This is a genomic window from Bradyrhizobium sp. 153 (genome assembly GCF_023073835.1).
GTDB lineage: Bacteria > Pseudomonadota > Alphaproteobacteria > Rhizobiales > Xanthobacteraceae > Bradyrhizobium.
On sequence record NZ_JADPKH010000073.1, the window covers coordinates 93,366 to 107,371 of the forward strand.

The 14,006-nt window shown below is 59.5% G+C and carries 8 protein-coding genes, 1 pseudogene and 1 riboswitch; of the genes and pseudogenes, 2 read left to right on the forward strand and 7 right to left on the reverse strand.

Annotated features, from left to right (window positions below; genetic code table 11):
• The first annotated feature begins 914 nt into the window (after nucleotides 1-914).
• Nucleotides 915-1,982 carry a cytochrome-c peroxidase gene (locus tag IVA91_RS16550; RefSeq protein ID WP_247419167.1) on the forward strand — a complete coding sequence of 356 codons (1,068 nt, stop codon included), beginning with the start codon at nucleotides 915-917 and terminating at the stop codon, nucleotides 1,980-1,982.
• Nucleotides 1,983-3,885: 1,903 nt separating this feature from the next.
• Here IVA91_RS16550 and metE read toward each other — a convergent pair.
• The 4 genes from metE to IVA91_RS16570 all read right to left on the reverse strand — a co-directional run bounded on the left by metE (nucleotide 3,886) and on the right by IVA91_RS16570 (nucleotide 9,371).
• Entirely contained in the window at nucleotides 3,886-6,201 is a 2,316-nt protein-coding gene (gene metE, locus IVA91_RS16555; protein ID WP_247459007.1) for a 5-methyltetrahydropteroyltriglutamate--homocysteine S-methyltransferase, read from the reverse strand.
• Nucleotides 6,202-6,300: 99 nt separating this feature from the next.
• Nucleotides 6,301-6,501, reverse strand: a riboswitch (cobalamin riboswitch).
• Between the two features lie 176 nt (nucleotides 6,502-6,677).
• Nucleotides 6,678-7,073 (reverse strand): aminotransferase class V-fold PLP-dependent enzyme, encoded by a 396-nt coding sequence (locus IVA91_RS16560; protein ID WP_346015501.1) that lies wholly within the window; start codon nucleotides 7,071-7,073, stop codon nucleotides 6,678-6,680.
• A gap of 380 nt (nucleotides 7,074-7,453) precedes the next feature.
• The gene (locus tag IVA91_RS16565) at nucleotides 7,454-7,657 is read right to left on the reverse strand and encodes a 4Fe-4S binding protein (protein WP_247419161.1); all 204 of its coding nucleotides are present in this window, start codon (nucleotides 7,655-7,657) and stop codon (nucleotides 7,454-7,456) included.
• Between the two features lie 499 nt (nucleotides 7,658-8,156).
• A complete protein-coding gene (locus IVA91_RS16570) occupies nucleotides 8,157-9,371 on the reverse strand; it encodes an EAL domain-containing response regulator (protein WP_247459009.1) in 1,215 nt (404 codons plus the stop codon).
• An 838-nt stretch (nucleotides 9,372-10,209) separates the two neighbouring features.
• On the opposite strand from IVA91_RS16570, the gene IVA91_RS16575 reads away from it, so the two are divergent.
• A complete protein-coding gene (locus IVA91_RS16575) occupies nucleotides 10,210-10,506 on the forward strand; it encodes a GNAT family N-acetyltransferase (protein WP_247419255.1) in 297 nt (98 codons plus the stop codon).
• Nucleotides 10,507-10,945: 439 nt separating this feature from the next.
• Here the strand turns inward: IVA91_RS16575 and IVA91_RS16580 are convergent.
• The 3 genes and pseudogenes from IVA91_RS16580 to IVA91_RS16590 all read right to left on the reverse strand — a co-directional run bounded on the left by IVA91_RS16580 (nucleotide 10,946) and on the right by IVA91_RS16590 (nucleotide 13,988).
• A pseudogene (locus tag IVA91_RS16580) lies at nucleotides 10,946-11,843 on the reverse strand (SMP-30/gluconolactonase/LRE family protein).
• The gene (locus tag IVA91_RS16585) at nucleotides 11,840-12,667 is read right to left on the reverse strand and encodes a citryl-CoA lyase (protein ID WP_247276709.1); all 828 of its coding nucleotides are present in this window, start codon (nucleotides 12,665-12,667) and stop codon (nucleotides 11,840-11,842) included. Before IVA91_RS16585 ends, IVA91_RS16580 begins: the two are co-directional and overlap by 4 nt.
• A gap of 55 nt (nucleotides 12,668-12,722) precedes the next feature.
• Complete coding sequence (locus IVA91_RS16590) at nucleotides 12,723-13,988, reverse strand: CoA transferase (protein ID WP_247459010.1); 1,266 nt, start codon at nucleotides 13,986-13,988, stop codon at nucleotides 12,723-12,725.
• Nucleotides 13,989-14,006: the final 18 nt, after the last annotated feature.

Here is a 14,006-nt window from a genome sequence, read left to right on the forward strand (position 1 = left end):
GGCACTTAAGCTGGTGTCGAATGGGAGTATCCGAGTAAATCGGACGGTCGTACCGTCATACTCTGGGTAACAGTTTTGACACCGGCAACTGCCATGCCAGCGAACCCAGACGAGCCATGTTCAGGCCTCGGGGCTCGTCTGTTACAAACGAGGGATTTCGGCGGCGGCACGCAAAGAGCCGGCCCGGATATGAGGTCGGAGAGCCTTCAGTTGGCAAGGCGAGGCGAAATCGTGAGCGATGCGCACCGCCGGGCGCCTCGGCTCAGTGTCTCGCCGTAGGCCAGCGTAGATCTTTGTACCGCCGTCCCACGTGTGGCCGGCAAGCCTGGCGATTGGATCTCATCACAAAGCTTTCTGTGCGATGATGTCTAGCCGGGACTGGCGCTTGTCACATCTGTGACACTGTATGTATTCATCAAAACAAGACATCCGACGTTGTTCGGTAGCCCGGATTCGTTTTGTAACTAAATCAGCAGCTTGCATGCAGATGCAACTGGCATGGGGGTTGCTATTGTCCAGCGGCACCGTGAGCGCTGAGCGCGACCAGCGGTGCAACACGGATAGATCAACTTCGCTGGAGCGTATTGGCCACCCAATCGCTCAATGGAGAACCGATGCGGCCACTTATCCTTTTTCGGCACGCTTGTTGTTGTCAGATCGGCCATCATTCCGAAGGTTGAGGCGCTAGTCTGATCTACCAAGGTCGTGATCTAAGCTCAAAGCGAACTCGCGAATCAAATAACGGCTTAAAGCCTCTTGGGCGAACGCCGGCAGCGAGCACCTCGAAATCGAACATTTGATGCAGCCTCGCTTCACAGGATCCGGTGCATGCTGCGCCGGCCCGTTGAGGGAACAGAGTGTGGCATCGCTTTCGACTGTTTCCTTGATTCAATCAGAACTGATGAGGCGGGTGTATGAACAAATCGATCCGGGAGCTTCGGCTTGTCGCTGAAGCATCTGTTTTGGCGATTGGGCTGCTGATGTCGTCAGGAGCTAGCGCCGACGATGATCTGATGAGAACCGCCAGGCAGATCTTCCATCCGATCCCCTCAGTCATTCCTGCGGTAAAGGACAATCCAGTCACGCATGAAAAGGTCGAGCTTGGCAAGATTCTGTTCTTCGATCCGCGGCTATCGGCAAGCGAGATCATTAGCTGCAATACGTGCCACAATCTCGGCAGCGGCGGAGTCGATGCCGGTCCGACCTCAGTCGGTCACGGCTGGAAGGTCGGCCTACGTCGGGCCCCAACCGTCTACAACGCGGTGTTCAATGCGGCGCAATTCTGGGACGGACGCGCCGCGGACCTCAAGGCGCAAGCAACTGGCCCTGTGCAGGCGAGTGCCGAAATGAATGCGACTCCGGATCATGTGCTCGACACTTTGAACTCAATGGCCAGTTATGTCGTCTTGTTCAAAAATGCTTTCCCGAACGAGGCGAGCCCGGTCAGCTTTGAAAACTTTGCGAAGGCAATCGAGGCTTTTGAAGCCACCCTCATCACACCTGCGGCCCCGTTCGATCAGTATTTGGAGGGCAATACACATGCTCTCGATGATCAGCAGAAGTCAGGGTTGGCGCTGTTTATGGAAAAGGGATGCTCCTCTTGCCACAATGGAATCAATGTCGGTGGACAGGCCTACTTCCAGTTCGGCGTGATGAAGAAGCCGGACGCAACCCTGCTTCCGCAAGCCGATAAGGGCCGATTCGCGGTCACCAAGGCGGTCGGCGACGAATATGTCTTCCGCGCGGCGCCGTTGCGGAACGTTGCTTTGCGAGCCCCTTACTTCCATTCGGGCCAGGTTTGGAGCCTGAAGCAAGCTGTTGCCCTGATGAGTGAAATCCAGCTCGGCGCCAAGCTTAGCGACGGGGAAGAAAACGACATTGTGGCGTTTCTGAATTCGCTTACCGGGCGGCTACCTAAGATCGAGTATCCAATACTACCCACCCGTACGAACACGACGCCAAAGCCTTCAATAGACAGGTAGGATTAACAGCACCGGCCTCATGTCTTGCCGAATGAGAACAGATGCGGCGCAAGAACCCGGCGTCCCGCAATGACGTTAAAATGAATGATCCCGTGGTGTCACTCATAACCAAGCGATCGGGTAGGAGGAAGCCTCGCGGCCTCCCCCTCCCACACCACCGTACGTACGGACCCGTATACGGCGGTTCGTCAAGCACGATTGACATGGCGGTGCAGTCCAATGAGGAACAGCAGAGAGGTGCACGAAGAAGGCGGTGCGATAAGCATCGTTCATGTGGCTGGCCCCGGCATTCCACCATGGGCCGCGGCCGTTGAAGGTCGACCGCCATGCCCACCCCGGATCGAGCCCACGTTGCATCAAGCGCTTGGCACGTGTCCGTGGTCGCTTCCACGGGCGCCAAAGGCCGGCCTTGGGGTCGGACGAATAGTCTCCGCCAGCGTTGCGGTGCCGGCTTGCGAACGCGTCCCTCAGCGCCATCAAAAGGCGGTGAGCAAGAGAGCGCGCGATTCGCTGTCCACGCCGCGGATGCCCTTGGTCAGCAAGAGGCGGTCCACGATGGGCCCGAGCAGCTTCTCTAATTGTTTGGCCGGCCCTCTCCCACATCTCCGTTACGGCCGTCCAGTGAGCTTCCTGCTCGTCGTGACTCTCAGTGTCCGGCGTCCAGCCGACACCGGGCGCGTGAACCATGGCGACACTCCGGGCGCGGCTCTCGCTGTCCGCCCAGACGCTAGAGTTCGCCTGCTAAGGCTGTCGCTTGGCGGTGGGTCGGATGCATGGGAGCGTCATCGCGGACGGCCTGCCAAACACCCTCTAGATTGGCCACGGCGACTCCATGCGCGACTTCGCTTCGGGGGGCTCTGTCCGGGGTGCGGAGGGGAAATCGAACGGCCTGCGCTCTCGCTAGGCGTCACAAAAACGAAATCATCACCGAGCGGAATAGCCAGCTGAATGCCCGCAGGAAAGCGAGACCCGTCCGGCGCATCGGCCGAACAACCCTGAACAGCAATGTTACACCCCATTGTTACACAGTCGGAGCCAGCGCAACACTCTGAAAGAGCATAACTTCTTTGAATTGCTGCACATCAAGAAGTTGATGATGCCCAGGAAGGACTCTGACCTCCAAGTCATCGAACGGACAGCACTCCGGCCGAACGCGCCAGTCACGGCGGTCCGCGCCATGCCTGGCGCACCAAAAAAACCGGCCTCCTCCGGAGGCCGGGCGAAAGTCACGCAGGAAGGACGCTGCTTTGCGCATCGCACCAGCTTTCGCCGGTAGGGAGGACTTACCGGCGATCGATTTTCGGCGAGGGCATTCGCCGTCAAACAAGGAGGAACGGATATCACTCCGCGTGAAATCTGGAGCCGTTTGCCTTCCGCCCCTGTCGGAAACTTCACGACTTTCCACCACTCGCCCGCTGTCCGGTTGGGACGGCAGTGCCTTGATCGAGCTGGGATCCTGCGCGCAACCGGTTTGGCTGCCGTGCCCTGAAACACAAGCGGCAGTTTGCCGTCGCGCAGCAGCATTTGGCACGTCCCCAAAACCAACAACGCTCGATTACCTCTCCCGAAGGGCGTGCCAGGGCGTGAATTTCGTATGACGTTCCGTAAGGACCGTAAAATAGATTGTTGTGATGGGACGCACACGCGATGGATAAATGAAAAATAGCGCTGTGCTTCGCGTCGGGCGATAATGTTCGGAATATGTGACCTGATCGGGCATCGCCGGCATGCTGTCCGCCGTCGGATCGAGAACCGAGCTTGTCGCCGGCTGTATGCGACGGCCTCCGCCGGCGCCGGCCGGCATTCCCAGGCACTGGGAACTTTGGGAGCTCGCAAGGACATCGTAAGCCCCCAAAGCGCGTGCATCTTATTCACAAACGCGTTGGCGAAACGCTCCGCACCATCATGGCTCAGCCCGCAACTCGCGTGCGGCGGCCACCATATTGACGAGCGCGGGACGCACCTCCTCCCAGCTTCGAGTTTTCAGTCCGCAGTCGGGATTGATCCAGAGCTGCCGATCGGAAACTCGCTGCCGCGCCAACACAATCAGCTGCTTGATTTCCGCCGCTGCGGGAATGCGCGGTGAATGAATGTCATAGACGCCGGGCCCGATCTCATTGGGATATTTGTAGCTCTTGAAGGCCTCGAGCAATTCCATCTTAGAACGGGACGTCTCGATTGAAATGACGTCAGCATCCATTGCTGCGATCGCATCGATGATTTCGTTGAACTCGGAATAGCACATGTGGGTATGGATCTGAGTTCCGTCGGCGACAGCGGACGAGCAAACGCGGAAGCTGTCCACTGCCCAATCGAGATAGTTCCTCCACTGCGATTTGCGTAGCGGCAATCCCTCCCGCAACGCAGCCTCGTCGATCTGGATCATGGTCGCTCCAGCCGCCTCAAGATCGATCACCTCATCTCGGATCGCAAGAGCGATCTGACGGCATGTCTCGCTCCGCGAGATGTCGTCGCGGACAAACGACCAGTTCAGGATCGTCACCGGTCCGGTCAGCATAGCCTTGACGGGTTTCTTGGTCAGAGACTGCGCGAAGCGCCACCATTCAACGGTCATCGGCTTCGGCCGGGAGACATCTCCGAACAGGATAGGCGGACGAACGTACCGCGACCCATAAGACTGAACCCAGCCGTGCTTGGTGAAAGCGAATCCCAACAGCTGCTCGGCAAAGTATTGAACCATGTCATTGCGCTCGAACTCACCGTGTACGAGCACGTCCAGGCCGATATCTTCCTGCCACTGCACGGTACGGGCTGTCTCCGCTTTCAGAAGCTGCTCGTACTGCGCGTCATTCAGCGCTCCCCGCGCATGAGCCGCACGCGCATTCCGGACGTCGACCGTTTGCGGGAAGGACCCGATGGTTGTCGTTGGAAACATCGGCAATGCGAACGCGACCCGCTGGACGTCGGCACGCTGGGTGAACGCACTGCGACGGCGACGCATGCTATCGTCGATCGCGGCCATTCGTCCGGCGACATTCGCATTGTGGATCTCGGGCGATGTTTCGCGGGTCACGGCTGCGTCCTCGGAAAGCGCAAGTTCATCGGCCACCTCGGCAGCATGGCCGGCCAGCGCTTTGCCCAATATCGAAAGTTCCTTGAACTTCTGAACTGAGAACGCCAGCCACGTCTTCAGATTGGGATCGAGATCGGTCTCTAGCTCAATGTCGATCGGAACATGAAGCAGCGAGCAGGAAGGAGCAATCTGAACACGGTCCCTGCACAGCTTTTTGACCAAAGGGGCAAGTTGGTCGAGCAGCGCCGCAAGATTGGAGCGCCAGACGTTGCGACCATCAACCACGCCTAGCGAGACCACGAGATCTCTGCGGGCTGTGGCGACAATTGCGTCCAACTGGTCGGGTGCCCGAATCAGATCGACATGAAGCCCGGCAACGGGCAAGGCAAGGGCTGTTTCAAGATTGTCGCCGATAGCGCCGAAATAAGTGGCCAGCATGATTTTAAGGGCCGGCACAACCTTTGCGAAATGAGCATAGGCCCGGCGGACAGCCGCCCGCGACGCTTCGTCGATGTCCATCACCAGGCATGGCTCGTCGAGCTGAACCCATTCAGCACCGCACGAGGCTAGTTCGCGGAGCACATCGACATAGACTGGGAGGAGCCTATCAAGCAGCGACAGCGGATTGAATGCGGGATTTGCGCTTTTGCCGAGCTTCAGGAAAGTGACTGGGCCAACTAGGACGGGGCGCGTTTGGTAGCCGAGGCTTTTTGCCTCCTCATATTCCTCGATCGGCTTTCGAGAGGAATACTTAAAGATCTGATCCTGGTGAAATTCCGGCACCATGTAGTGGTAGTTGGTATCGAACCACTTCGTCATTTCCTGTGCGGCTACGCCTGGCCCATGCTGAGTGTGATCACCGTCCTGAGCGCCACGTGCCATGGCGAAGTAGGTCTTGAGCGACACAGGACCTTCGGTCCAGCCGTAGACGTCGGGAATGGCTCCGACCATTACGCTGGTATCGAGCACCTGGTCGTAGAGCGAGAAGTCATTCGAAGGAATGACCGTCACACCGCAGGATTTCTGCCGTGCCCAATTAGCGGCACGAAGTCCACTCCCCGCCTCGAGGAGCTCGGCTTCGCTGGAGTTTCCCGCCCAGTAGCTCTCGAGCGCGAACTTGAGTTCGCGTCGTGGGCCGATGCGTGACGTCCCCAATGTGGCAACGGGAAGCGCAAGAATAGACATAGATCAGACCCCATAATTGGGGCAAAGGCCATGGCGGACGCATGCAGCGAATATCGCGTGAGCGACAGCTGCTTGGCGCACACCGGGACACCCCGCCCGTGGACGATATATTGTCGAGGCAGGTCTCCTGGCTCGCGGGTCGTCGCTGCTGTCCGGCCTTCCCGAAGCCGCATGGCTTCAGTGACTTCGTTGGACAGCGGCTCGCCGCTTACAGTTGCGGGGGCAGCGCCGGCATTGCACCGGCTTCCCTCTTAGCTCCGGATCAAACGAAATCCGAAGACCACGACGGCTGGCATTAGACGCACGAGGATCGATCCGTCAACCTACTAAGTGTTGCCGCGATATTGCCCAAGCGATTGCCAGCTGTACCAGGTAGGGCACAACGGTCTTACTCCCGGCCTGGTAAAAACGCGTGGATCTGTGAAGCCTCCGCTTATGAATGCGTTCGCTCAACACCCTCTTGGCGTTGTCGTGAGCTAACGCGAGCAGAACGAACGCGCTGGGCGCTTCGACATCTGCGTGATCGCGACAAGCCTGGTCTTTTCCGTCAGCAGCTTCTCGAACTCGCCCGTGAGGAAGTTGCGATCATGCTCGGCCGACATCCGCTTGAACACAGCGCCATGAGGCTCCTTAGGAATTGCCAAGGCCGGGATTGCTCCATGATCGCACGGATGATCAGGTCGGACTGCCTGTGTTCGGCGGACCCCGCGACGAGCCGCGAGCTCGATCGCCTCCGTGGCGTTGGTCAAGATGATCTCCTCGGTGCGCCAAGCACTTACGTGCTGAGCGACTTTGGCGCGCCTTCGTTGTTTCCGTCGCCGCTGGCGAGTAGTGCAGCCTGGACGTTGGCCTGCGCAACATCGCAGGAACAGTTCCGGACCTCAGGATGCACGCTGACTTGCGAAACTGGAGTAAGCGGCGAGAGCGGGGGCGGCGGGGATCCTGCTATGACCCTAGGCTCATGCACGCGTGCATGGTGACCACGGCCAAGCGGATGCCGAGCTTCTCGCACGTCTTCAGGATCTCCGGACCGATCTCGTCGCATCGAGACCGTCTCTTCGGCTTCGAAGTGACGTAGCTTTAGATATCCTGCAGAGCCCTTCGAGGGCTTCTCGGAGTCGATCGGCGCCTTAAGGTCATAACGATGTTGATCGACCTCGATCCGCCCCACGCGGTCGGCGGCCGCCACAAGCGCGACATCTACTACTTCGTTCGCGAAATCGAGCGGTGAAGCCTTCTGGACGCGGGCTGCTTATGCTGTCTTAGACGGGACACAGGTGTCAGGCACCGGACAGACCACCGCACATTGCGGCGTGTCGGAATGGCCCTCGCACTCCGTGCACTTTTTGACATCGATAACGTAAATGTCGCGCTTGAGGCTGATCGCCGCGTTGGGACACTCGAACTCACATGCCCCACAAACGGTGCATTGCGAAGCGACGATCTTGTAAGCCATGCCTTCCGACTCCTTAGGCGAGCGATGCCATTGGCGATCCCTTTCAAATGCCGTGCCAAGGACAGACGCGCTAAATGATGGGCAATTTGCCCCAAGGTGCTGTCCCGGGTCTGAGACCATGCTACATCTGCGACAGCAACGGGCCACTCAATTTCAAGCTATGCGAGCCCTCAGGCCCTACTCCGAGAGCCAGTCGCGACTCGACCGCTGGGAGCTTCCGTCGTTTGTCTGGCATGGCAGCGCGGGGCCAAGCGACGCTCGACGATTCCGAAACCGGCGGCGCGACTAAAAGCCGCGAGCCGACGCACGTCTACGCCGGATCTCGGCAAACCTCCGGTCACACACCCTGACTGGAGGTTTTGTGCAAGCCTCGCTCACGGCTGCAACGTTAACTCCGCTTTAATTGCAGTCAGCCGCATGCCTGGTGCCGAGTAGGCATGGCGGCGCGGGCGAGCGCTGGTACGCTTTGCCTGGCTCTGCTCAGCCACTCCTCATGCAACTATTTTGGACGAAGTGGAACAGGGCTGAAAGATGACTGTGCAAATTGCTTCAGCGGCATGGCCTTTCCGAACAGATGGCCCTGCGCAAGGTCGAAGCCGAGTTCGGTCACAGCGATCAGGTCGGCGTGGCTCTCCACACCTGCGGCGACGGTGCGCACGCTGTACTCTTTGGCTAGATCGACGATATGGCGGCACACCGTTCGCTTCAGGGGTCCATTTCCGCAACCGGCGACGTACCGCCGGTCCACTTTTAATTTCATGAACGGGAATTTTTCCATCCCCATCAGCTGCGGCCAATTGGCGCCGACATTGTCGATTGCAAGGCCAATGTTGTGAAAGCGAACCTCACGCGCGACCTCAATCAGGAGATCTAGGTTCTGGATCGCTTCCTCGCTATCGATTTCAATCGTCAAGCCGCCGAAAGCGGGGTGCGACGGCATGCGCTGACAGAGATCGCGTACCGCTTGCGGGTCAATCAGGAATGCTGCCGGGAGATTGATGGAGAGATCGATCGAAGTTTGCTGCTCCAGAAGATACTGCCAATCCTTGATCGCGCGGTCGATCACGAACTGCGACAACTCCCTAAAATGCGGATCGTGAGCCTCCGCGATGAAATAGGCCGGTGGAACAACGCCCCAGGTCGGGTGCCGCATTCGCACAAGCGCCTCGGCGCCGCGGCGGCTGAGGGTACACGCGTCAAACTTCGGCTCATACCAGAGCTCAAGCCAGCCAGCGTGTAAGGCTTCCCCGACATGGACCGCGGGACGGGGCGCCGGCTCTCTGGGCAAGAGCATGGCGACCCGATCGCGCAGCGTCTCGGCTGCAAACGGCGTCCTCAGCGGCGGCAGCATATCAAGTCCATATTCGCCCCCGACCTGCTGCACTGCCGTCATGATGATCGACTCGCGGGCGCCGAACGCCAGCACTCCGCCTGCAAATCCTTCGCGTACGAGTATCTCGAGCAATCGTCCAGGCTCGATGCGATCCGAGCCAATGCCGAGCAGGATCAGATCAGGGAAGTCCGTGCCGAGTACGTGCGACAGCTCGTCAGCAGTCCCGCATTCGCTGATAACAAACCCCATATCCTCCAGCACATCCCGAAGAAAGGCGCGCAGATGCCGCTTGCCGACGGCCACGCACGCTCGCGGCCGCACCTTACGCTGTCCGAAGATTACAGGTTTTCCTCCGACTAGTTCGGCCTGCCCATGCTCCATTGCAACCACTCCCGTTCCGTGACGGTCCCTTAAACGAGGAGGGAAGGTAAACAAGCTGTGCTTGCCATTATCTTTCGATTCTTCGAGGTAAGCTTAAGATAGTGCATTAGCGTGCAAAATCTTTCGCGATGTTGTTCAGACGATTTTGTCGGGCGCACGCGTATGATACCTCTCCCGCCTCGCGCAACTTTGTACGAGTGACGCACACGAGTGTGGGGAATCTCACCTTCGGACGCGCCGAGCTGATGCGCCCTATGGCACGGCAATTACCATGCCGCAAGATCTACTGAATCGAGTCGCGCGTGAGTGATGATCGGAAATCACTCTTACGAAATGTTTGATCTTCATGGCCCGCCTGCCCACGCGCGAATGTGCCGTCTCGTGGACTTCCTTTCCAATCGAAGGAAGTCCATCATGAGTTCGCAGCAGGTCAAGCCGCAGTCGATTCTGAGAACGGCAACAGCTTGCACTTACCTCACCTCTGTTGCTGATAGCGAGTGCGGACGTCCTATTCCCTATCGAGCTTGATAGTTGCTCTCAGTTGCGTTTTCTGTATCCTTCTGAAGCATGGATATCCTCAAGAGGGACTGGAGGGACTAACTGACGGGTGTTCGTGTTGTCGCTGAAGCGCAAGGCCTGCCCCACGGGGGCACGGCTTTGCGCAAAGCGTGCCAGGAGATGAGAACGCGATCGCAGAAGCCGTCGAAAAGCTACTTTCTGAATTAGGTGGCCCCGGACCAGAGTTCAGCCTTGAAGGCGCGAAGCAGGCTGCTTTGCGCCTGATTCAGGATCCCGAAGAGGCTTCATTTTTGTCGTCGAGGAACAAGCCACCCGGCAGATTGTAGGGGTCGCTGCCACCTCGGCCGTACAGGCCGTGAGAGCAGCCGGAGCGTACGGTGTGCTTCAGGAGCTATGGATTTCTCGCGACTTCCGAAGCTCTGACCACGGTCGGCATCTGCTCGAGGCGGTACATTCGGAGGCGAAGCGCCGAGGCTGGCAGATGATTGAGGTTGCGTTGCCCCCGGATGGCTATCCAGCTTTACAACGGGTACGCCGTTTCTACGAGGAGAGGGGATATCGGGTTGGAGGATTGCGCGCGCAAGAGGCTATGACAGTGCGTCGCGGCCGAGGATGATCGAGAACCTCGACGCTGATGCGGTGCTTACTCCTACTGCGAGCGGATTACCTCTTCGACCTTCTTGGCGGGTATCAGCCATCAAATCGTTCTTCATGGTGCGAAGCGATACCATGGTCTTCTCAAGGCTCGTGGACCGCGAGCCGAAACCTGCCCGGCTAAAAGGCGCGGAGCCAGGTCGGCCGCGACCCGTTGGGGGCGAAGCCCGACCCCAGCCTTACAAACGATGGCCGAGTCGTTCTTTCGTGCTTCCCACACAATGCGACTTACTGACGCCAGTTTCGGATCACCGCACACAAATGCGATCCATTCGTCGCCAAGTACAATGCCTCGGCAACTGGCAAGCCAATCATCTACCGGGCTCCTTCCTGCATCTTGATTCGGTGGACCGTCGCGTAAAAGGATTCGGTACCACCTTGTCACTCCTGCTGGCGAACGTTCAAGGAAAGTGAGTGAGATCAGCCATCAACACTGATCCGGTAGAGGATTCCGTAATGAGCAATGTGCCGTTTGCCGCCTCCAATACGAGGTTCGTGCAGGTCGCCCCAGCGCAGGACTTGATGCGGGCGATCGTTTCGCCGTTCGGCGCCATGACGAAGACGTGGCCGAGGGAGGCGTGCGCGACAAAGAGCCGCCCTTTTTGATCCATCGTCAGCCCGTCAGGATCGCTGGTCCCGAAGAACAAGCTGAACCGTCCCACCTTCCCAACCCCACCGTCACGCATCAGCGGCACGCGCCAGATGCTGTTGTCGCGCGTCATTGCAACGAGCAACACGGCCTCGTCGGGACTGAGCCCAGCCCGTTCGGCTTGACTCGTTCGAAATCGGTCAATCGAGCCGGCCGTCAGAACACAGTCGGAACACCCGGCCGGTCGGATTGTGCAATCCAGTTTGCCCCTGATCGGTGAAATAGATGTCGCCGCTGGTCGCGATATGCAGGTCGTTGCAGCCTCTGAAGGACTCGGAATCGCGGTGCCCCAGAAGCAGGCTGATAGTATCCCGCTGCGGATCGAGCTCCATGAGGCCATTCATGTAATCGGCCACCAGCACCCGGCCATCAGGTGCGATCTTCAGACCATTCGGCCAGCCGTCATATTCGATTATCAGAGACCAGATGCCGTCGCACGAAATCCGGAAAATGCGGCCGAAGGGGATATCGACGACGTAGAGATTCCCGGACTTGTCGAACGACGGCCCCTCGATGAAACAATCCACCGGATCGCCCCCGCGGTTGGCATCCGCCCATTTCGAGGAAACACCAGGGCGACGAAATTCCGCCGGCATCGACGAGAACACGCGGGTCTCAACCAGCTGAGGCGGCTTGTCGAGATACATCATGACGCGCCTCCCAGCGTGCGGCGCGGCTGTCCCTCGTATTTGTAGCCAAACTGCTTGGGCATCGGTCCCTTGTTACGATCCTTGCGCCTGGTCTGTTCCCAGGCGTGGGCCAGGATTCCGACCGCGCGCGACAGGCAGAAGACGCCGCGCGCCAGCGGAGGCGCGAAGCCGAGCTCGCCATAAATGACCGCGGTCGCGCCATCAATGTTCACTGGGATGAGTTTGCCCTTGCGCTGCTGCATCACGCGCTCGATCGCGCGGGCGGCCTTGGCATAGTCGCCGCTGACACTGCCCTCAGCACCTGCGTCATCCACCAGCGCCAATAGCGGTGCCGCGCGCGGGTCGACCGGATGAAACCGGTGGCCGAAGCCGGGCAGATATTTGCCGCGCCTTGCGGTGAAATGGTCGATTGCGGCGGCCGCGGCCTCGCCTATCTCTAGGCCATCGCGCCTCCGCAGCACATCTTCGTAGAGTTCGACCGCCTGCTCCCCTGCTCCGCCGTGCACGTCATCGAGTGTATTGATCGCGGAGGCCATCGCACCGTTCAGGGGCAGCCCGCAGCTCACCGCCATTTGCGCAATTGCGATGGAGGGCGCGTGCGGACCGTGGTCAACGGACGCGACCAGCGCAGCTTGCAGCAGCCGCTCCTGCGCTGGCGTCGGCAGATCGCCGCGCAACATCAGCCAGATCATGGCGGGAAAGGAAATCCGGCCGATCAAATCTTCGATTGGGTAACCCCGATAGGCGATGCGACCGGGCGCGATGTCGCAGATGGAGGTTCGCCACCAACGGGCCGCTTGCTGTCGCAATTCTTCTTCGCTCATTTCCGGTTCCGCCCCTTCAACCTGCCGATTGCCAACCGCCGCAAGCCGTCGAATATCATGATATTGGTCCGTCCGCGGCCACGCAGACGGGCCGGAAATCAGCCCCTCCTTGCTTTGGTGTCCCGACGGCCCGGCTTGAGACCAGTTGCTCGACCTCCGCATACGAATAGCCGAGCCGCTGCAACCATCGCTCGGTGTCTGCTCCGAGCGTCGCAGGTGGTGAAGGCACCGAAAACTCCTCATCCAGCCGGAAGCCCGGCCGCGTGATTCGTAACGGCTGCGCACCGTCTTGTTCTGGGGCCAAAGTCTCGACGAATCCGCGCTCGAGGAGCTGTGGCTGCTGCAAAACTTGCGAGACCGTCAGCACGCAGCCTGCGGGGACTCCAGCCAGATTCATTTGGGTCTCCCATTCGTCAGCGGGCTTGCAACCCAACGCCTTGTTCAACTCCGTGTTCAGCGCTGCGCGATTGACCTTGCGCATCTCGCGCCCAGCAAAGCGTGGATCCGTCTTCAGGTCCGGTCGGCCAATCAGGTCGCATAGGGCTTGGTACTGCTTCTGCTCGTTGGCGGAAATGTTCAGCAGGCCTGTTGCGGTGCGGAACGTGCCGGAGGGAGCCGCGGTGAAGTTCTCGTTGCCGATGGGTTGCGGCTCGACGCCAGCGTTCAGGTGGTTGGAGACGACCCATCCCATCGCTGCGACGGTGGCTTCGAGCAGGGACACGTCAATGAACCGACCGCGGCCGCTATGCCGCTGGTCGACCAGAGCCGCGGCGATGGCAAAGGCAGCAGTCAGTCCCGCAATCGTGTCGGAGATCGGAAAGCCCGTGCGCAGGGGAGCCGAGGCCATATCGCCAGTGACGCTCATGGCACCAGACAGACCCTGAACGATCTGGTCATAGGCAGGACGGGCGGACCACGGCCCGCTCTGCCCAAAGCCGGAGATCGCGCAGTACACCAGACGCGGGTTCTGCCTGCTGAGCACATCAAAGCCTAGGCTAAGCCGTTCCATCACCTTCGGCCGGAAGTTTTCGAGCACCACATCTGCTTCCTTGACGAGCCGCAAGAATACCTCGCGGCCCGATTCCGACTTCAAGTCCAGCGCCACGGATTGCTTGCCGGCGTTCACCGCGACAAAAGAGAGGCCCTGCAGGCGCTCTGCCCTTTGCGGATCGGCGCCGAGGCGCCGCGCGAGGTCGCCGCCGTTCGGATTTTCGACTTTGATGACCTCCGCGCCAAGACGCGCGAGATGATAACCGCAGAACGGACCGGCTAACACGTTCGACAGGTCCAGGACGCGGATGCCGGTGAGCGGCAGAGACATCTGAAGAAGCCTTCCTTA